Annotated in this window: 18 protein-coding genes; 10 read left to right on the top strand and 8 right to left on the bottom strand. The window is 71.8% G+C overall.

The genetic code is table 11. The annotated features are described in order from the left end of the window. Positions 1-327 precede the first annotated feature (327 nt). The 5 genes from ACIGXJ_RS28270 to ACIGXJ_RS28250 form a co-directional block, all read right to left on the bottom strand. Complete coding sequence (locus ACIGXJ_RS28270) at positions 328-1,986, bottom strand: FAD-dependent monooxygenase (protein WP_399650926.1); 1,659 nt, start codon at positions 1,984-1,986, stop codon at positions 328-330. A 175-nt stretch (positions 1,987-2,161) separates the two neighbouring features. After that, positions 2,162-3,067, bottom strand: coding sequence for an amino acid ABC transporter permease (locus ACIGXJ_RS28265; RefSeq protein ID WP_399650923.1), 906 nt, complete (start codon positions 3,065-3,067; stop codon positions 2,162-2,164). Further along, the gene (locus ACIGXJ_RS28260) at positions 3,064-3,741 is read right to left on the bottom strand and encodes an amino acid ABC transporter permease (RefSeq protein ID WP_399650920.1); all 678 of its coding nucleotides are present in this window, start codon (positions 3,739-3,741) and stop codon (positions 3,064-3,066) included. The genes ACIGXJ_RS28265 and ACIGXJ_RS28260 overlap by 4 nt, the downstream gene beginning before the upstream one ends. A gap of 72 nt (positions 3,742-3,813) precedes the next feature. Further along, the gene (locus ACIGXJ_RS28255) at positions 3,814-4,656 is read right to left on the bottom strand and encodes a glutamate ABC transporter substrate-binding protein (RefSeq protein ID WP_399650918.1); all 843 of its coding nucleotides are present in this window, start codon (positions 4,654-4,656) and stop codon (positions 3,814-3,816) included. Positions 4,657-4,729: 73 nt separating this feature from the next. After that, the gene (locus ACIGXJ_RS28250; RefSeq protein WP_399650915.1) at positions 4,730-5,506 is read right to left on the bottom strand and encodes an amino acid ABC transporter ATP-binding protein; all 777 of its coding nucleotides are present in this window, start codon (positions 5,504-5,506) and stop codon (positions 4,730-4,732) included. A gap of 302 nt (positions 5,507-5,808) precedes the next feature. On the opposite strand from ACIGXJ_RS28250, the gene ACIGXJ_RS28245 reads away from it, so the two are divergent. Both ACIGXJ_RS28245 and ACIGXJ_RS28240 read left to right on the top strand, forming a co-directional pair. Continuing rightward, positions 5,809-6,495, top strand: coding sequence for a response regulator transcription factor (locus ACIGXJ_RS28245; protein WP_399650912.1), 687 nt, complete (start codon positions 5,809-5,811; stop codon positions 6,493-6,495). Positions 6,496-6,504: 9 nt separating this feature from the next. Further along, positions 6,505-7,905, top strand: a complete 1,401-nt coding sequence (locus ACIGXJ_RS28240) for an ATP-binding protein (protein ID WP_399650909.1) — start codon at positions 6,505-6,507, stop codon at positions 7,903-7,905. A gap of 25 nt (positions 7,906-7,930) precedes the next feature. Here ACIGXJ_RS28240 and ACIGXJ_RS28235 read toward each other — a convergent pair whose 3' ends face one another. After that, the gene (locus tag ACIGXJ_RS28235) at positions 7,931-8,929 is read right to left on the bottom strand and encodes a TAXI family TRAP transporter solute-binding subunit (RefSeq protein ID WP_399650906.1); all 999 of its coding nucleotides are present in this window, start codon (positions 8,927-8,929) and stop codon (positions 7,931-7,933) included. 88 nt (positions 8,930-9,017) lie between these two features. On the opposite strand from ACIGXJ_RS28235, the gene ACIGXJ_RS28230 reads away from it, so the two are divergent. From ACIGXJ_RS28230 to ACIGXJ_RS28220, 3 genes are all read left to right on the top strand, one after another. After that, positions 9,018-9,425 (top strand): MazG nucleotide pyrophosphohydrolase domain-containing protein, encoded by a 408-nt coding sequence (locus ACIGXJ_RS28230; protein WP_399650903.1) that lies wholly within the window; start codon positions 9,018-9,020, stop codon positions 9,423-9,425. Between the two features lie 58 nt (positions 9,426-9,483). Continuing rightward, the gene (miaB, locus tag ACIGXJ_RS28225) at positions 9,484-11,013 is read left to right on the top strand and encodes a tRNA (N6-isopentenyl adenosine(37)-C2)-methylthiotransferase MiaB (RefSeq protein WP_399650901.1); all 1,530 of its coding nucleotides are present in this window, start codon (positions 9,484-9,486) and stop codon (positions 11,011-11,013) included. Between the two features lie 100 nt (positions 11,014-11,113). Further along, positions 11,114-11,830, top strand: a complete 717-nt coding sequence (locus ACIGXJ_RS28220) for a class III extradiol dioxygenase subunit B-like domain-containing protein (RefSeq protein WP_399650898.1) — start codon at positions 11,114-11,116, stop codon at positions 11,828-11,830. A 154-nt stretch (positions 11,831-11,984) separates the two neighbouring features. On the opposite strand, the gene ACIGXJ_RS28215 is transcribed toward ACIGXJ_RS28220, so the two are convergent. Together ACIGXJ_RS28215 and ACIGXJ_RS28210 are read right to left on the bottom strand one after the other, a co-directional pair. Beyond that, a complete protein-coding gene (locus ACIGXJ_RS28215) occupies positions 11,985-12,263 on the bottom strand; it encodes an antitoxin (protein WP_399650895.1) in 279 nt (92 codons plus the stop codon). A 25-nt stretch (positions 12,264-12,288) separates the two neighbouring features. Beyond that, positions 12,289-12,609, bottom strand: a complete 321-nt coding sequence (locus tag ACIGXJ_RS28210; RefSeq protein WP_399650892.1) for a hypothetical protein — start codon at positions 12,607-12,609, stop codon at positions 12,289-12,291. A gap of 184 nt (positions 12,610-12,793) precedes the next feature. On the opposite strand from ACIGXJ_RS28210, the gene miaA reads away from it, so the two are divergent. The 5 genes from miaA (at position 12,794) to ACIGXJ_RS28185 (ending at position 19,519) form a co-directional block, all read left to right on the top strand. Beyond that, positions 12,794-13,732, top strand: coding sequence for a tRNA (adenosine(37)-N6)-dimethylallyltransferase MiaA (gene miaA / locus ACIGXJ_RS28205; RefSeq protein ID WP_399650889.1), 939 nt, complete (start codon positions 12,794-12,796; stop codon positions 13,730-13,732). Positions 13,733-13,840: 108 nt separating this feature from the next. Further along, a complete protein-coding gene (locus ACIGXJ_RS28200) occupies positions 13,841-14,344 on the top strand; it encodes a hypothetical protein (protein ID WP_399651015.1) in 504 nt (167 codons plus the stop codon). A 115-nt stretch (positions 14,345-14,459) separates the two neighbouring features. Next, entirely contained in the window at positions 14,460-15,329 is an 870-nt protein-coding gene (dapF, locus tag ACIGXJ_RS28195; protein ID WP_399650886.1) for a diaminopimelate epimerase, read from the top strand. A gap of 308 nt (positions 15,330-15,637) precedes the next feature. Next, positions 15,638-17,911, top strand: a complete 2,274-nt coding sequence (locus ACIGXJ_RS28190) for a RelA/SpoT family protein (protein WP_399650883.1) — start codon at positions 15,638-15,640, stop codon at positions 17,909-17,911. A 102-nt stretch (positions 17,912-18,013) separates the two neighbouring features. Beyond that, a complete protein-coding gene (locus ACIGXJ_RS28185) occupies positions 18,014-19,519 on the top strand; it encodes a M1 family metallopeptidase (RefSeq protein ID WP_399650880.1) in 1,506 nt (501 codons plus the stop codon). The last annotated feature ends 162 nt before the right edge of the window (positions 19,520-19,681 follow it).

Genomic DNA, 19,681 nt, shown 5'->3' with positions numbered 1-19,681 from the left:
GGCACGGGACAGCCCCTGGGCGGGTGCCGGACATGCGTCGGGTCGGCGGCGGACAACCACTGGACCGGCACCGGGCGGGCGTCGGGACACCCGCCGGGCAGCACCTGACAGTTGCCGGGCCGGCACGGGACAGTTGTGGGGCCGGCACGGGACAGCCCCTGGGCGGGTGCCGGACATGCGTCGGGTCGGCGGCGGACAACCACTGGACCGGCACCGGGCGGGCGTCGGGACACCCGCCGAGCAGCAATGGACACCTGCCGCGCGTGCCAGCCCCGGACGGTCACCGGCCAGGCGCCAAGGCCCGCCGCCAGGGCCGGCCCCAGCCGGTCAGTTCGCAGAGGAGGCCGACGCCGACGCCTTCGCTTCCGACTTCGCCTCCGCCTCCCTCGGCCCGCCGAGCGCCGCCTCCGCGGCCGCGTACAGGTCGGCCGGGCGGACGCCGTTGAGGGCCGTGACGAGGTGACCGTCGGGGCGTACCAGAAGCACCGTGTGGGCGGCGGCACCGGGATAACTCTCGGCGACCAGCAGTTCCGCGGGGTGCGGCAGTGCCGTGACCGCCGCGGCCAGCCGGGGCATCAGCCCGGCCGACACCCAGTGCCGGCGCTCCCACACCCCGGTGCCCGGCGCGATCAGCACGACCAGCAGCGCACCGCGGCCCAGCCGGTCCCGCAGCCGTACGAACGTGCCGTCCTCGGCCGTGACCCGTACGTCGGCGACGGGCGCGCCCGGAGGCGTGTCGACCGGGACCTCCGCCTCGATGTGCCGGGGCGCGAGCGGGGAGTCGGCGTATCCGCCGGGCGCGCCGACCGGGCCCTGCCCGAGGTGGCCGTCCGTGAGCAGCGAGTCGTGCCCCCGGGCGGTGACGGGGACGTAGGCGCGCAGCCCCTTGCCGCCGCGCAGCACCGGCAGCACCTGGTCGGCGGCGCGCAACCGGGCGGCGACGACCGCGCGACGCTCGGCCTGGTAGCTGTCGAGCAGCGGCTCGTGCGGCCCGTGATGCCAGGCGAGCGCCAGCTTCCAGGCCAGGTTGTCGGCGTCCCGCAGGCCCTCGTCGAGGCCCTGGGTGCCGAGCGCGCCGAGCAGGTGCGCCGCGTCCCCGGCGAGGAAGACACGGCCCACGCGCCAGCGCCGGGCCAGCCGGTGGTGCACGATGTGCACGCCGGTGTCCAGCAGTTCGTACGAGGGTGTGGCGCCGTCGGTCCAGCCCGTCAGCGTCTCCCGGATGCGGGTCACCAGGAGCTCGGGGGTGACGAGGTCCTTGCTCGGCGGCAGCAGCCAGTCCAGCCGCCAGACGCCGTCCGGCAGCGGGCGTGCGGTCACCTCCCCGGCCGAGGGTCCCGACGTCCGCCACGGCGGTGTCCGATGGAGCAACGCGCGACCGGGCCAGGGAAGTTCCGTGCGCAGCGCGGCCACGGCGTGGCGCTCCACCGCCGTACGGCCCGGGAAGCGGATGTCCTGGAGTTTGCGCACGGTGGAGCGGGGGCCGTCGCAGGCCACCAGATAGCTGCCCCGCCACCAGGTGCCCTGGGGCCCGCGGGTGTGGGCGGTGACGCCGGACGGCTCCTGCTCCAGGCCGTCGAGCCTGCTGTCCACCGCGATCCTGACGAGTCGCTCGCGGGCGAGGGCGGCGCGCAGCGCGCCGGTGAGTACGTGCTGCGCGACATGCAGTGGGGCGGTGGGCGCGGGCGCGGCCTCGACCCCCGGCTCGGAGTCCTCCGGCACGTCGAAGTCGACCTCGCGCATGACCTGCCGGCGTCGTACCGACCGCCAGCCGGACCAGCGGACACCGGCCTCGTCGAGCCGCAGGCAGGTCAGCCGTTCCATGAGGGCGGCGGTGTCCTCGCGCAGGACGACCGTACGGGCGAAGCGCGGTTCGTCCTTGCCGGGCCCCTCGTCCAGGACCACGGACGGCACTTCCTGACGGGCGAGTGCCAGCGCGAGCGTCAGCCCCACGGGCCCCGCTCCGACGATGATCACCGGATCCACGGCGCGGCGCTCCCTGCTCGTGACGGCGTCTCAGGAGTCGGGTGTGAACAGGAGGTTTGAGCAGGGTGCACGATCACAGAACGTATGCAACCTATTGCCGGTGCTTGCGTCAAGTGACGAAGGCAGTGGCGTGACCGCCACTGCCTTCGTGTCACTCAGGGAGCTTGACCGTGTATCAGATCGAGCCGCCCGCACCCGTGCCGTACGTGCCGGGCGTCGCGGCCGGGTTCATCTCCTCGTCCTCGGCCGAGAGCACCGCACCCGTCGAGCGCTTGCTGCGCCGCAGCCGCTGCTCGAGCCAGCTCGCGAAGCTGGTGAGGAGGAAGTTGACGATGATGTAGATGATCGCCACGACGATGAAGCTCGGGATGACCGTGGCGTAGTACGCCGCCAGCGTGCCGCGCGAGTTCAGCAGCTCGGTGAAGCCGATCATCACACCGCCGAGCGCGGTGTCCTTCACGATGACGACGAGCTGGCTGACGATGGCCGGCAGCATGGCCGTGACCGCCTGCGGAAGCAGGATGGTGGCCATCGTCTGGCCCTTGCGCAGGCCGATCGCCTGGGCGGCCTCCGTCTGTCCCTTGGGCAGGGCGAGGATGCCGGCCCGGACGACCTCGGCGAGGACCGAGGCGTTGTACAGCACCAGGCCCGTGACGACCGCGTACAGGGGCCGGTCGTCTGTGCTGACGTCCGTGTAGCGGGCGTAGAACTCGTTCGCGAACAGCATCAGCAGCAGCACCGGGATGGCGCGGAAGAACTCGACGACCGCGCCGGCCGGGACGCGGACCCAGCGGTGGTCCGACATGCGGGCGATGCCGAAGACCGCGCCCAGCGGGAGCGCGATGATCATCGCGAGGGCCGCCGCCTTGAGGGTGTCGGCCAGGCCGGGCAGCAGATACGTCGTCCAGGCCTCGGACTGCGTGAAGGGCTTCCAGAGCTTCCACTCCAGCTGGCCCTTGTCGTCCATGACCCGCCAGATCCACCACAGGACCAGGGCGAGTACGGCGAAGAAGCCGATGGAAAGCAGGATATTGCGCCGCTTGGCCCTGGGGCCCGGGGCGTCGTAGAGGACCGAGGTCATCGCTTCACCGCCAGTCGCTTGCTCAGCCAGCCCAGGATCAGGCCCGTGGGCAGAGTCAGTACCACGAAACCGAAGGCGAAGATGGCGCCGATCAGCAGCGTCTGTGCCTCGTTCTCGATCATGCCCTTCATCAGGTAGGCCGCCTCGGCGACACCGATCGTCGCCGCCACGGTGGTGTTCTTGGTCAGCGCGATCAGCACGTTGGCCAGCGGTCCGATGACCGCGCGGAACGCCTGGGGCAGCACGATCAGGCGCAGCACCTGGCTGAAGCTCAGCCCGATCGCGCGGGCGGCCTCCGCCTGGCCCACCGGCACCGTGTTGATGCCGGAGCGCAGCGCCTCGCAGACGAACGCGGCGGTGTAGACGACGAGACCGAGAACCGCCAGACGGAAGTCCCTGACCTCGAAGTTGTCCGGCGCCCCCATGCCCACCCGGAAGATGTCGGCCAGGCCGAGCGAGGCGAAGACGATGATGACCGTCAACGGGATGTTCCGGACGATGTTCACGTACACGGTGCCGAAGCCGCGCATCAGCGGGACAGGGCTGACCCGCATGGCGGCCAGCAGGGTGCCCCAGACCAGCGAGCCGAGACCGGAGAAGACGGTGAGCTGCACCGTCACCCAGAACGCGCCCAACAGGCTCGGGTCGTCGTAGTCAGAAAGAAAGTCGAACACTGTCTCCCGCGCTTCCGGGTGTAGGGGTGTACGGGTGCGGCGCCCCTGGAGGCGCCGCACCAGTCAGTGACCTCAGCTCTTGATGTCGCCGATCTTCGGGGCGGGCTCGTTCTTGTAGTCGGCCGGACCGAAGTTGTCCTGCACGGCCTTGTCCCAGGAACCGTCGCTGACCATCTTCTCGAGGGCCTTGTTGATCTTGTCGACGGTCGCCGTGTCACCCTTCTTCACGCCGATGCCGTAGTTCTCGTTGCTCAGCTTCAGGCCAGCGAGCTTGAACTGACCCTTGTACTGGTCCTGCGCGGCGAAGCCGGCCAGGATCGAGTCGTCGGTGGTCACCGCGTCGACGGCGCCGCTCTGCAGGCCCGCGATGCACTCCGAGTAGGTGCCGTACTCCTTGAGCTGGGCCTTCGGAGCGATGTCCTTCTTGACGTTCTGCGCCGAGGTGGAGCCGGTCACCGAGCACAGCTTCTTGCCGTTGAGGTCGGTGCCCTTGCTGATGTCCGAGTCCTTCTTCACCAGCAGGTCCTGGTGGGCCAGCAGGTACGGACCGGCGAAGTCGACCTTCTGCTTGCGCTCGTCGGTGATCGAGTAGGTCGCGGCGATGAACTTGACGTCACCGCGCGACAGCGCGTTCTCGCGGTCGGCGCTCTTGGTCTCGACGAACTCGATCTGGTCGGGCTTGTAGCCGAGCTCCTTGGCCACGTAGGTGGCCACGTCGACGTCGAAGCCGGAGAACTTGTCGCCCGGCTCCTTCAGACCCAGACCGGGCTGGTCGTACTTGATGCCGATCTTGATCGTGTCGCCGCCGCCGGAGCCCGAGCCGCTGTCCTTGTCGTCGTCGCCCCCACAGGCCGTCGCGGTCAGGGAGAGGACGAGCGCAGCCGCGGCCGCGGCGGAGACCTTGCGGAGCTTCATGGTGAACATCCTTCGTGTGATGAGGAGATGCCGTGGTGCTGGATGACGTGTACGCCGGACAAGCGGCGTGGCGTCAGTGGTGCAGGATCTTCGACAGGAAGTCCTTGGCGCGGTCGCTGCGCGGGTTGCTGAAGAACTGGTCGGGCGCAGCCTCTTCGACGATGCGGCCGTCCGCCATGAACACCACGCGGTTTGCGGCCGATCGTGCGAATCCCATCTCATGGGTGACGACGATCATGGTCATGCCGTCCCGGGCCAGCTGCTGCATGACCTCGAGGACCTCGTTGATCATCTCCGGGTCGAGTGCCGAGGTCGGCTCGTCGAAGAGCATGACCTTGGGGTCCATGGCGAGCGCACGGGCGATGGCCACGCGCTGCTGCTGGCCGCCGGAGAGCTGCGCCGGGTACTTGTCCGCCTGGGTGGCCACCCCGACCCGGTCCAGCAGCGCGCGGGCCTTCTCCTCGGCCTTCTTCTTGTCCACCTTGCGGACCTTGATCTGGCCGAGCATGACGTTCTCGAGCACGGTCTTGTGCGCGAAGAGGTTGAAGGACTGGAACACCATGCCGACGTCCGCCCGCAGCCGCGCGAGCGCCTTGCCCTCGGCGGGCAGCGGCTTGCCGTCGATCGTGATGTCGCCGGAGTCGATCGTCTCCAGCCGGTTGATGGTGCGGCACAGGGTGGACTTCCCGGACCCGGAGGGCCCGATGACCACGACGACCTCGCCGCGCGCGATCGTGAGATCGATGTCCTGGAGTACGTGCAACGCGCCGAAGTGCTTGTTGACGCTCTTCAGGACGACCAGTTCGCCACTCGCGGCCACATCTTCCTTGGCCACCGATACTTCGGTCATCGCTCTCTGGCTCCGTCCTCCTCGGTTTCGGAGGACAGTAATAACCCTACGCGACCAGCGTCATTACATCTGAGGGGAATCTGAGCATCACGATCCGATAGCAATCGGACACGTGTCGTAGCACTTGTGACCTGGCCGCGTATCGGCCGGGTAACGGAAGCCACAGGCAACCGGAACCCTCTTGACGCCGTCCTCATCCATCGGCGTGACTGCCTGGGTGCACGCACGCGCGTGCACGCACTTTTGTCCGACGACACCTTGCCGGACGACACCGTACGCGCGATGAACCGGAGGGAGCCGGGATGAGACTGCTTCTCGTCGAGGACGACAACCACGTCGCCGCCGCCCTGTCCGCGGTGCTCGCGCGGCACGGCTTCGACGTGACACACGCGCGCAGCGGCGAGGAGGCCCTGCAGGCGCTCGTCCCCGGCGGTCCGGGCTTCGGTGTGGTCCTGCTCGACCTCGGCCTGCCCGACCAGGACGGCTACGAGGTCTGCGGCAAGATCCGCAAACGCACCAGCACCCCCGTCATCATGGTCACCGCGCGCTCCGACGTCCGCTCCCGCATCCATGGCCTCAACCTGGGGGCCGACGACTACGTCGTCAAGCCGTACGACACCGGAGAACTGCTCGCGCGCATCCACGCGGTCAGCCGGCGCACGGTGCACGAGGACGCCGCTGGGGCCGGTGAGGCCGTACTGCGCCTGGGCACGGTGCACATCGAGCTGCCCACGCGCAGGGTCAGCGTGGACGGTTCGGCAGTCCAGCTGACCCGCAAGGAGTTCGATCTGCTCGCCCTTCTGGCCCAGCGGCCCGGGGTGGTCTTCCGCCGCGAGCAGATCATCAGCGAGGTGTGGCGCACCAGCTGGGAGGGGACCGGCCGCACCTTGGAGGTGCATGTGGCGTCCCTGCGCGCCAAGCTGCGGATGCCCGCGCTGATCGAGACCGTGCGCGGCGTGGGCTACCGGCTCGTCGCGCCCGCGGCCTAGCGGGCCGGGGTGCGCACCCGACTCCTGCCGCTGCTCATCGTCCTGATGGCGGCCGTCCTGCTGGCCCTGGGGGTGCCGCTCGCCGTCAGCGTGGCAGCGGCGCAGCAGCAGAAGGTCATCGTCGACCGGATCGACGACACCGCGCGGTTCGCCTCCCTCGCGCAGTACGTCACCCCGGCGACGGCCGGCCCCGGCACGACGTCCCCCGACGAACGCACCCTGAGCTGGGAGCTGACGAGCTACCACGAGGTCTACGGCATCCGTGCCGGTGTCTTCTACCGCAACGGCACCCCCATGGCGCAGGCGCCGGGCGACTGGCTGCTCCCCGAGAAGGGGGAGGTGCGCAGGGCGTTCGCCGAGGCGCTGCTCAGCCGGCGCAGCCAGGATCCGAAGCAGATCTGGCCCTGGCAGCGGCGCAGCCTGGTCGTCGCCTCGCCCGTCATCCGGGACGGCGACGTCGTCGCGGTCGTCGTCACCGACTCGCCCACCGGCGCGATGCGTTCGCGCATCCTGCACGGCTGGCTGGTGATCGCCGCGGGCGAGGTCGCCGCGATGCTCCTCGCGGTCGGCGCGGCCCTGCGGCTGACGGGGTGGGTGCTGAGGCCCGTACGCATCCTCGACGCCACCACGCACGCCATCGCCAGCGGGCGCATCAAGTCGCGGGTGGCGGTGGCGAGCGGACCGCCGGAACTCCAGCGGCTGGGCCGGTCGTTCAACGAGATGGCGGACAACGTCGAGGACGTGCTGGAGCAGCAGCGCGCCTTCGTCGCGGACGCCTCGCACCAGCTGCGCAACCCCCTCGCGGCACTGCTGCTGCGCATCGAGCTGCTCGCCCTGGAACTGCCCGAGGGCAACGAGGAGATCGCCTCCGTCCAGGCCGAGGGCCGCCGTCTGGCCCAGGTCCTCGACGACCTGCTCGACCTGGCCCTGGCCGAGCACGTCCAGGCCGACCTGACCCTGACCGACATCGGCGCGCTCACCGCCGAGCGCGTCGCCGCGTGGTCCCCGACGGCCGAGGCGAAGGGCGTACGGCTGGTGGGGGACTGCCCGCCCACCACCGCGTGGGCCGACCCGGTCGCGCTCTCCAGCGCCCTGGACGCGGTGATCGACAACGCCGTGAAGTTCACCCCGGCCGACGAATGCGTGCGCGTCCGCGTCACGTCCAACGGCGACACCTCGACCATCGTCGTCGCCGACCGGGGACCCGGGCTCACCGACGAGGAACTCACCCGCGTCGGCGATCGTTTCTGGCGTAGCGGCCGCCACCAGAACATCAAGGGCTCCGGACTGGGCCTGTCCATCTCCCACGCCCTGCTCGCGGCGGGCGGCGGCTCCATCTCGTACGACCATCACGAGCCGCACGGCCTGCGGGTGACGGTGACGGTGCCGCGGTCGGGGCCCGCGCGCTAGGAGCGGCCGCGAGGCCGGCAGCGCGTCAGGGCTTGACCGAGCGGTAGTAGCGGCGGGCGCCTTCGTGGAGCTGGACCGGGTCGGTGTAGATCGCCGTGCGCAGGTCGACGAGCTGGGCGGAATGGACGTCCGCGCCGATCCTGTCGCGGCTGCGGATGACGGTCCGGGTCAGCCACTCGGTGAGCCTCGCGTCGACGTCCGCGCGGGTGACGAGCAGGTTGGAGACCGCCATGGTGGGCACGGGCGTGCCGTGCTGGACCGCCGGGTAGGCGGACTCCGGCATGACGGTGGGCCGGTAGTAGCGGGTGGCGCCGCCGCGGCTCTGCAGCCTGGCGACGAACTCGGCGTCGATCGGGACGAACCTGAGGTCGAAGTCGTCCGCGAGGTCGGTCAGCCCGTCCGTGGGCAGGCCGCCCGACCAGAAGAACGCGTCGATCTCGCCCCGCTCCAGCCCCGCGGGACCGGTGTCGATGCCGTCGGGCAGCGGGGTGATGTCCCGGCCCGGGTCGATACCGGCCGTCTCCAGCACCTGGGTGGCGATCAGCCGCACCCCCGAGTCGGGCAGCCCTATGGCGACCCGCTTGCCCCTGAGGTCCTCCACGGACTCGATGTCCGACCCGCGCGGCACGACGATGTGCACATAGTCGTCGTACAGGCGCGCGACACCGCGCAGCTGGCCGGCGCCCGGGCCCGCGTCCTCGCGGTACGTCTCCACCGCGTCGGCCGCGGCGATGGTGAAGTCGGCCGTGCCGGTGGCCACACGCGCCACGTTCTTCTGCGAGCCGTTGCTGAGCTGCAGCCGCACGTCCAGCTCCGGCATGTCCCGCTTCAGCGCGTTGCGCAGGAGGCTGCCGTACTTCTGGTAGACCCCGTGCGGTGTCCCCGTGCTGAAGGTGATCGTCCCGCTCGGCGGCTCCTCGCCCAGCGGCAGCAGCCACCACAGCAGCAGCCCGAGCACCATGGACACGGCACCCGCGCCCAGCAGCGCACGGCGTCCGCCGAGGCGGGGGAAGAGCTTGGACATGGGCGTGATCCTGCCAGCAGGCACGCGCCGCCGGCCAGGGGCACCCGGTGCGGGCGGGACTGTCGGTGGTGGTCGTTAGAGTCGGGGCATGAGTTCTTCCCCCGCCGACCTCGTCCGTGAGTTCCACCTGGCCTTCGGGCTGGACGCCCGCACCACGCCCACCGAGGTCGCGCCGGACCTCGCGGCGCACCGCGGTGAGCTGCTCGCGGAGGAGGCGGCGGAGGTCGCCGAGGTGTCGGTGTCCGGCCCGCTGGACAGGCTCGCCCACGAGCTGGCGGACGTCGTGTACGTCGCCTACGGCACGGCGCTCGTGCACGGCATCGACCTGGACGCGGTGATCGCCGAGATCCACCGCTCCAACATGACCAAGCTCGGCCCCGACGGCCAGGTCGCCCGCCGGGCCGACGGCAAGGTCCTCAAGGGCGAGCACTACGAGGCCCCGGACGTCTCGGCGGTACTGCGCCGCCAGGGCTGGACACCCGCCGAGCGGGTCTGAGCCGCCCGGCACCGAGGGCCGGGACGAGGCCCTCCCGGGACCGCCTACCCTTGAACGCATGACCAGCAGCAGCGACCGGAGCCCGGCAGTGGACGTTCACGCACCCAAGACCTACGAAGTGCGCACCTACGGGTGCCAGATGAACGTCCACGACTCCGAGCGGTTGTCCGGACTGCTCGAGGACGCCGGGTACGTGCGCGCTCCGGAGGGCTCGGACGGCGACGCCGACGTCGTGGTCTTCAACACCTGTGCCGTGCGCGAGAACGCCGACAACAAGCTGTACGGCAACCTCGGCCACCTCGCCCCGAAGAAGGCGGCCCGCCCCGGCATGCAGATCGCCGTCGGCGGCTGTCTGGCACAGAAGGACCGCGACACCATCGTGAAGAGGGCGCCCTGGGTGGACGTCGTCTTCGGTACGCACAACATCGGCAAGCTGCCGGTCCTGCTGGAGCGCGCCCGCGTCCGGGAAGAGGCCCAGGTCGAGATCGCCGAGTCGCTGGAGGCGTTCCCGTCCACGCTGCCGACCCGCCGCGAGAGCGCGTACGCCGCGTGGGTCTCCATCTCCGTCGGCTGCAACAACACCTGCACCTTCTGTATCGTCCCGGCGCTGCGCGGCAAGGAGGAGGACCGCCGTCCCGGCGACATCCTCGCGGAGATCGAGACGCTGGTCGGCGAGGGCGTCTCCGAGATCACCCTGCTCGGCCAGAACGTCAACGCCTACGGCTCCGACCTCGGCGACCGCGAGGCGTTCAGCAAGCTGCTGCGCGCCTGCGGGGAGATCGAGGGCCTGGAGCGGGTCCGCTTCACCTCGCCGCACCCGCGCGACTTCACCGACGACGTCATCGCGGCCATGGCCGAGACGCCGAACGTGATGCCGCAGCTGCACATGCCGCTGCAGTCCGGTTCGGACCCGATCCTGAAGGCCATGCGCCGCTCCTACCGCCAGGAGCGGTTCCTCGGGATCATCGAGAAGGTCCGCGCCGCGATCCCGCACGCCGCGATCTCCACCGACATCATCGTGGGCTTCCCCGGCGAGACCGAGGAGGACTTCGAACAGACCCTGCACGTGGTCCGCGAGGCCCGGTTCGCCAACGCCTTCACCTTCCAGTACTCCAAGCGCCCCGGAACCCCGGCCGCCACCATGGAGAACCAGATCCCCAAGGAGGTCGTCCAGGCGCGCTACGAGCGCCTCGTCGCCCTCCAGGAGGAGATCTCCTGGGAGGAGAACAAGAAGCAGGTCGGCCGCACCCTGGAGCTGATGGTCGCCGAGGGCGAGGGCCGCAAGGACGGCGCCACCCACCGCCTGTCCGGCCGCGCCCCCGACAACCGCCTGGTCCACTTCACCAAGCCGGAGCAGGAGGTCCGCCCCGGTGACGTCGTCACCGTCGAGGTGACCTACGCCGCCCCGCACCACCTCCTCGCCGAGGGCCAGGTCCTCCAGGTGCGCCGCACGCGCGCGGGAGACGCCTGGGCCAAGCGCAACGCCCAGGAGCAGGTGAAGAAGGCCGGCGTCATGCTCGGCCTGCCGAAGATCGGCGCGCCGGCTCCGCTGCCGGTGGCCACGGGAAGCGGCTGCGGCTGCGACTGACCGCCTGGCGCCGTACGGCACGTAGACGGTCATCGACCCGACGGACGTGCTCATCGAGGAGTGACGGCCCCGGCGCCGCGGGGGCGTTACTCTGCCGATCATGCTTGTCGCCGCCGCAGTCTGCCCCTGCCCTCCTCTGCTGGTCCCCGAGGTCGCCGCGGGTGCCGCCCCCGAACTGGACGCCGCGCGCACGGCGTGCGCGGACTCGCTGGGCCTGCTCGCCGCCGCCCGGCCCGACCTGCTCGTCGTCGTCGGACCGGCCGCCGGGGCGGGACCGGCGCGGTACGCGCAGGGCACCCCCGGCTCCTTCCGCGGGTTCGGCGTCGACCGCGACGTGACGCTGGGGCAGCCGGCCGGGAGCGTGGCCGCCGAGGGGACGCTTCCGCCGTCGCTGGCCGTCGCCGGGTGGCTGCTGGAACGGGCCGGATGGGCGGACGCCCCGGTCGAGGGACTCGCGGTGGGGGAAGAGCTGGCGGCCGAGCGGTGCACCGGGACCGGCGGCGAGATCGCCGCCCGCGCCGAGCGCGTGGCACTGCTGGTGATGGGCGACGCCAGCGCGTGCCGCACGGTCAAGGCGCCCGGCTACCTCGACGAGCGGGCCGAGCCGTTCGACGCGCAGGTCGCGCGGGCGCTCGGGGCGGCGGACCTCGCGGCCCTCAAGGCCCTGGACACCCGCCTGGCCCACGAGCTGAAGGTGTCCGGCCGGGCCCCCTGGCAGGTCCTGGCGGGCGCGGCCGAGGGCGCCGGCCTGTCGGGCACCCTGCTGTACGAGGACGCGCCGTACGGGGTGGGCTACATGGTCGCGACCTGGTCGTAGCCGGCGTACGCGCTCGTGCACGGCGCAGACGGCCCGGTAGGCGCCGGCCGCCGGATCAGCCGTGGGAGGGCGCGGCGACGGCGGACGGCCGGGAGGCGCTGCTCCACGGCCGTCCGCACCGGTCTGTCGGTCACTCCGTCGGTCGGCGTGTGGGTCAGGACGCCGGCGGGGGCGGGGGCGGGGAGTCCGGCGGCGTTGCGGAGCGGTCGGCGGCTCCGGTGCCGTGCTTGTGCGCGAGTCGGTCCATGGCCTCCTTGGCCTTGCCCGTGCCCGACTGGATCCTGTCGCTGTACTTGCCCTTGGTCTTCTCGTCGACGACCCTCGCCGCCTTGTCCAGACCGTGCTGGATCTTGTCCCCGTGCTGCTGCGCGAGGCCCGAGACCTTGTCCTTCGCCGGGGAGAGCTTGCCCTTCAAGTTGTCCAGGAGACCCATGGTCCACCTTCCGTCGCGGGGCGGGTTACGTGTGGGCGCCCTCGCCGGCCTCGCTGTCGGCCGCCTCGTCGGCGGACTGCTGCTTGGGGATCCCGACACCGTCGGCGGCGGTGTCCGTGCCGGAAGCCGGCTCCGGCGCCTGAGTCACCACCTCGGCGTCGGCTGCGGCCTCGGCCGGTTCCGTCGCGGCCATCGTCACCGTCGCCGTCGTCGTCCTGGTCGCCCCGGCGGTTTCCTCCGCCTCATCCGCGTCCGCCCCGGTCGCCGGTGCGGCGGCCCGGGCCTCGGCGGCCGACGCCTCCGCCGTGGCCTTCGACCTGCGGAGAAGTCGCGCAAAAACGCCCATATCCACTCCATACGTTACTCGTGCGGGGGAAATCCCGCGTTGCCCGGAGCGTCCGTTTGCGTCGCCCGGGTCACCGCCTTCCGGAAAACGGGCGGCGAGAACCTCGCATCGGGCAACGACACCGCAAGGCCACCGTCACGTAACTCGTTCGGGGTCACCGCCGGAGGTTTGCGAGACTGGTGCGGTGAGCAGCGCAGCCCCCGCCCCCCGAGTCATCGCCGTCGTCGGACCCACCGCGGCGGGAAAATCAGATCTGGGCGTCTTCCTCGCCCAGCGGCTCGGCGGCGAGGTCGTCAACGCCGACTCCATGCAGCTGTACCGAGGGATGGACATCGGTACCGCCAAGCTGACGCCCGAGGAGCGCGGCGGCGTCCCGCACCACCTCCTCGACATCTGGGACGTCACCGTCACCGCGTCCGTCGCCGAGTACCAGCGGCTCGCGCGTGAGCGGATCGACGCGCTCCTCGCCGAGGGCCGCTGGCCGATCCTGGTCGGCGGCTCCGGGCTGTACGTCCGCGGAGCCGTGGACAACCTGGAGTTCCCCGGCACCGACCCCGAGGTCAGGGCCCGGCTGGAGGAGGAACTCGCGCTGCGCGGCTCCGGGGCGCTGCACGCCCGCCTCGCCGCCGCCGACCCGGAGGCCGCGCGGGCGATCCTGCCCAGCAACGGACGCCGGATCGTGCGCGCGCTGGAGGTGATCGAGATCACCGGCCGGCCGTTCACCGCCAACCTCCCCGGCCACGACGCGGTCTACGACACCGTCCAGATCGGCGTCGACGTGGCGCGCCCCGAGCTGGACGAGCGCATCGCGCGCCGCGTCGACCGGATGTGGGAGGCGGGGCTCGTGGAGGAGGTGCGCGCGCTGGAGGCGCAGGGGTTGCGCGAAGGGCGTACGGCCTCGCGCGCACTCGGCTACCAGCAGGTTCTCGCGGCACTCGCGGGGGAGTGCACGCTGGAGGAGGCGCGCGCCGAGACCGTCCGAGCCACCAAGCGCTTCGCGCGCCGCCAGGATTCATGGTTCAGGCGGGACCCGCGGGTGCACTGGCTCAGTGGGGCTGCGGCGGATCTCACAGAACTTCCGCATCTCGCACTGACGTTGGTCGAACGACCGGTTACAGCCTGATCACGTCATGGCATCGGGACGCCCCGGCCGTCATCGGGGCCTCCGGCGCCGTGCCATCATCGAGCTTCGATCGACCAAGTGGAGTCCGAGTTGGGAGGGCGCGTGGCGATGGAGGCCGGCCCTCGCGACACCGCACAAGACACCGAATCCGTCACCGCCGACGGCGCCGCGACGGAGCCCGAGGAGCAGCGTCTGAACTCCGACGGGCCCGACGAGACGCCCGACGGTGTGACCGACGACGGCCCCGAGCCCGAGGAGATGTTCGCGGGCGGCCCCGAGGTCGAGGTCGAGCTGCGGCCCCAGCGGCGGCTGCGGATCTGGCAGCTCGCGCCCATCGTGGCCCTCGCCGCGCTCGGCTCCCTGATGTTCGCCTTCCCGCTCGCCTTCGACTTCGGCGACAGCGGTGCCGTGATCGCCATGCTGGGCCTGCTGATCTCCTCCTGCGCCGCGGGCTGGGGCATGATGGCCGCCCGCCGCGTCGGCTACACCTGGCCCGGCCTGCCGCAGCGCGGCTCCGGCCGGCGGCCCGACTGGCGGGTCGTCCTCGCGTACGTCGTCGTGGTCCTGTCCGTCGTCGTTCTGGCGGTGTGGCGGGTCGCCCGGCTGCGCTGAGGCCCGGGCGGCGGCGCTCGCCGGTGGGTGCCCACGCCTGAGACGGCGCCCGGGGCGGCGGCCGGCTGGTGATACGGGCCGCCGGAGTGTCGGACCCACCCCGTACGATCGAGGAATGAGCACGCGGATCGCCTTCCTCAAGGGGCACGGAACCGAGAACGACTTCGTGATCGTCCCGGACCCCGAGAACGCCATCGACCTCACCCCCGCCGCCGTGGCCGCGCTGTGCGACCGCCGCGCGGGCATCGGCGGTGACGGGCTGCTGCACGTGGTGCGCTCCGCCGCGCATCCCGAGGCGCGGGAGATGGCCGGCGAGGCCGAGTGGTTCATGGACTACCGCAACGGCGACGGCTCGGTCGCCGAGATGTGCGGCAACGGCGTACGGGTGTTCGCGCGCTACCTCCAGCGGGCCGGGCACGTGACCGAGGGGGACCTCGCGGTCGCCACACGCGGCGGCGTGAAGACCGTGCACCTCGCCAAGGACGGTGACGTCACCGTCGGCATGGGCCGGGCACGCCTGCCCGAGGGCGAGGTCACGGTGAGCGTCGGCGAGCGCAGCTGGCCCGCGCGGAACGTGAACATGGGCAACCCGCACGCGGTCGCCTTCGTCGACGACCTCGCCCACGCGGGGACGCTGTACGAGGCGCCGCCGTTCACTCCGGTCTCCGCCTACCCGGACGGGGTCAACGTCGAGTTCGTCGTCGACCGTGGCCCCCGGCATGTGGCGATGCGCGTGCACGAGCGCGGTTCCGGCGAGACCCGCTCCTGCGGCACGGGCGCGTGCGCGGTCGCCGTCGCCACGGCCCGCCGTGACGGCACCGACCCGGCCGTCACCGGCACACCCGTGACCTACACCGTGGACGTCCCCGGGGGCCGTCTGGTCATCACCGAGCACCCCGACGGCTCCGTCGACATGACCGGCCCCGCCGTGATCGTCGCCGAGGGCGAGATCGACGCGGAGTGGCTGGCGGCCACCGCGGGCTGAGCACGCCGGGCGGAGCACGCCGAGCTGATCACCCAGGGCCGAGCGCCGGACTGAGTACACCGGACAGAGCAGGGCGGACGGAGCGTGCCCCTTTCGGGCGCCTCTGTCGTATGTGTGCGCCAAACCGTAAACCTCCTTCCCTTCGCTCGAATGGGTGATCCGTTTCACGCTCGGCGAGAGGCGGTCAGCCGGGCGTGGTGGGCTCGGTAGCATCAAGCACCGGCCCGGACGGGGACGGCCACCCTTTTCCCTGAGCCGTGTCCGCCACGAGGCACCCCGTCCACCGGTCCACGCAGCCGGAGGTGCCCATGAGTGCGGAGGCCACGAACCCTGCGACCCCAGGCCCGGTGACCGGAGCCCTGACAGGGCTGCCGACGACCCCGTCGGCGCCCCGCAAGAGGGCCCGCCCCCGGATCGACCTGCGTCGCCTGGGCCGCGCCGCGCTGCTCGGCCCCACCGGCCGTGACCGGCTGCCCGACGCGATCAGCCATGTCGTCGACGCGCACCGCGCCCACCACCCCGACGCCGACATCGAACCGCTGCGCCGCGCCTACGTCCTGGCCGAGTCCTCGCACCGCGGCCAGATGCGCAAGAGCGGCGAGCCGTACATCACGCACCCTCTCGCGGTCACCCTGATCCTGGCCGAACTGGGCGCCGAGACCACGACGTTGACCGCCTCGCTGCTGCACGACACCGTCGAGGACACGGATGTGACCCTCGATCAGGTCGGTACGGAGTTCGGCGAGGAGGTGCGCTATCTCGTCGACGGCGTCACCAAGTTGGAGAAGGTCGACTACGGCGCCGCCGCCGAGCCGGAGACCTTCCGCAAGATGCTCGTCGCCACCGGCAACGACGTCCGCGTGATGTCGATCAAACTCGCCGACCGGCTGCACAACATGCGCACCCTCGGCGTGATGCGCCCGGAGAAACAGGCGCGCATCGCCAAGGTCACCCGCGACGTGCTGATCCCGCTCGCCGAACGCCTCGGCGTGCAGGCCCTCAAGACCGAGCTGGAGGACCTGGTCTTCGCGATCCTGCACCCCGAGGAGTACGAGCACACACGCGAGTTGATCGTCGAGAACACCGCCCGCGCGGACGACCCCCTCGCCGAGATCGCCGAAGAGATGCGCACCGTGCTGCGCGAGGCCGACATCCCCGCCGAAGTCCTCATCAGACCCCGGCACTTCGTCTCCGTGCACCGCGTCGCCCGCAAACGGGGCCGGCTGCGCGGCGCGGACTTCGGGCGGCTGCTCGTCCTGGTGAACGAGGACGCCGACTGCTACGGCGTCCTGGGCGAGCTGCACACCTGTATGACGCCCGTGGTCGCGGAGTTCAAGGACTTCATCGCCGTACCGAAGTTCAACCTCTACCAGTCGCTGCACACGGCCGTGGCCCGCGCCGACGGCCAGGTCGCCGAAGTCCTCATCCGCACGCACCAGATGCACAAGGTCGCCGAGGCCGGAGTCGTCGCGCTGGGCAATCCGTACGCGCCCGCCTCCGACGACCCCGCCGAGGGCGAGCGCGCCGACCCCACCCGGCCCGGCTGGCTCTCCCGCCTCCTGGACTGGCAGGAGGCCGCGCCCGACCCCGACACCTTCTGGTCCACCCTGCGCGAGGACCTCGCCCAGGACCGGGAGATCACCGTCTTCCGCCCCGACGGCGGCACCCTCGGCCTGCCCGAGGGAGCGACCTGTGTGGACGCGGCCTACGCACAGTACGGCGAGGACGCGCACGCGTGCATCGGCGCCCGCGTCAACGGCCGCCTGGCGACGCTGAGCACCGTCCTGCGCGACGGCGACACCGTGCAGCTCCTCATGGGCCAGGACCCGGCGTCCGAGCCGTCAAGGGAGTGGCTGGACCACGCCCACACGCCCGCCGCGCGCATCGCCATCCAGCGCTGGATCGCCACCCATCCGACGACCGCCGAACCGGAGCCGCCCCTGGGCGGGACCGACGCGGCCGCCGCCGGGACCGTCGTGCGGGTGCCGGCGCCCGAGCGGTCGTACCGGCAGCCGGCCGAGCGCACAGGTGCCGGCCGGTCCCTCGCGGACGTGCCCGACGCCGCCGGAGCGGGTGCCCCCGACGCCCTCGCGGCCGCCCGGACCGGCGTACGGCCCTCCGGTGCCGGTGCCGGTGCCGCGGCCGTCGTGGTCGACAGACCCGGCGCGGCGGTGCGGCTGGCCCGGTGCTGTACGCCCGTACCGCCCGACGAGGTCACCGCGTTCGCCGTCCGCGGGGGAGTGGTGACCGTGCACCGCGTGGAGTGCCCGACGGTGGCGCGTATGACGGACGGGGGGCGCGCAGCGGTCGCCGTGCGCTGGGGGGGCAGCACCGAGTGCCGGGTCACGCTGTTCGCCGAATCGTTCGTCCGCCCGCACCTGCTCGCCGACCTCACCGAGGCCATGGCCCTCGAAGGCGCCGAGATCGTCTCCGCGACGGTCGAGCCGCCGAGCCAGCAGCGCGTCCGGCACACCTACACCGTCACGCTGCCCGACGCGGCCGGGCTTCCCGCGCTGATGCGGGCGATGCGCAACGTGCCCGGTGTGTACGACGTGAGCCGCGCGCAGGGTGAGAGCGCATGACACGGCCCGGACGCCCCCGTCGCACGCCCCGCTGAGGCCCTTTCGGGTGGACCCGGCGCGCGTCGGCACCGTACGGCACGTTCGCGCTGGTAGCGGTGGGGCATGCTGCTCACTCCCCGCGCCACGGCCCCGACGCCCTCACGGGCAGGTGCCACCCGCGCCCGGCGGCTGAAAGCCGCCCTGCTGGTCTCCGCCGTCTCCGTCTGCCTCGTCGCCGCGAGCGCCCCGCCGGCCCCGCTCGGCGTCGGCGACCGCCTCTTCCCGCACCTGGGGAACCCCGGTTACGACGTGGCGTCCTACGACCTGTCCTTCGCCTACTCCGGCTCCAACCGCGAGCCGCTGCGGGCCGTCACCACCATCGACGCCTGGGCCACACAGTCCCTCGACCGCCTGAACCTCGACTTCGCGCACGGCCGGGTGGACTCGGTCGAGGTCGACGGCGAGCCCGCCGACTTCGCGGCCGCGGGGGAGGATCTCGTGGTCACGCCCGAGGAGCCGCTGGACGAGGGCGACTGGGTGCGGATCACCGTCCGGCACACCAGCGACCCCGTCTACGGCCCGGAGCGCGAGGGCGGCTGGGTGCGCACCTCCGACGGCCTCGCGATGGCCAACCAGGCCGACGTCGCCCACCTGGTGTTCCCCTGCAACGACCACCCCTCCGACAAGGCCATCTTCACCATCCGCGTCTCCGCACCGGACGGCTACACGGCCGTGGCCAACGGTCTGCAGACCGGCGTGGACCGCGCGCGCGGGACGACGACCTGGACCTACCGCACCCGTCACCCCATGGCGACCGAGCTGGCGCAGGTCTCCATCGGCCGCTCCACCGTGCTGCACCGCACCGGCCCGCACGAGCTGCCCGTCCGCGACGTCGTGCCCACCGAGCACCGCGCGGCCCTAGAACCGTGGCTGGAGAAGACGCCGGGGCACATCGCGTGGCTGGAGGGGAAGGTCGGCCGCTACCCCTTCGAGACGTACGGCCTGCTCACGGCCGATGCGTCGACGGGGTTCGAGCTGGAGACGCAGACGCTCTCCCTCTTCGAGCGGCAGCTGTTCACCGAACCCGCCTACCCCAAGTGGTACGTCGAGTCGATCATGGTGCACGAGCTGGCGCACCAGTGGTTCGGCAACAGCGTCACCCCGCGCACCTGGTCCGACCTGTGGCTGAACGAGGGACACGCCACCTGGTACGAGGCGCTCTACGCGGAGGAGACGGCCGACCGGCCGCTCCAGGACCGGATGAAGGCCGCCTACACCGCCTCCGACCGCTGGCGTGCCTCCGGAGGACCGCCGGCCGCGCCCCTCGCGCCCCGGTCCGGCAGCAAGATCAGCATCTTCCGGCCGAACGTCTACGACGGCGCCGCGCTCGTGCTGTACGCGCTGCGCCAGGAGATCGGCCGCCCCGCCTTCGAGTACCTGGAACGGGCCTGGGTGACCGTCCACAGGGACGGCACGGCCGGCACGGACGACTTCGTGGAGCTGGCCTCCCGGATCGCCGGCCGAGACCTCGGCGTCTTCTTCAAGGACTGGCTGTACGCCGAGAAGACCCCGCCGATGCCCGGGCACCCGGACTGGAAGTCCGCGGCGCCCACCGGAACCCGGAAATAGCCGCGAATACCCGGACCCCCGAAAACAGCCGGGAATAACGCGGTGACGAGACGGGGCGTCCCGTGCGACCATCTTCAGGCGGACACGGCGCGGTCCCGTACATCCACGGGGTCCGCCCGCGGAACCTCCGCCGGACCTCCGAGGGCCGCGGAATCCCCGGGC

This window comes from Streptomyces sp. NPDC053367 (genome assembly GCF_044545925.1).
GTDB lineage: Bacteria > Actinomycetota > Actinomycetes > Streptomycetales > Streptomycetaceae > Streptomyces.
Note: the sequence above shows the minus strand (reverse complement) of the source record. Positions and strands in the feature narration are given on the sequence as shown.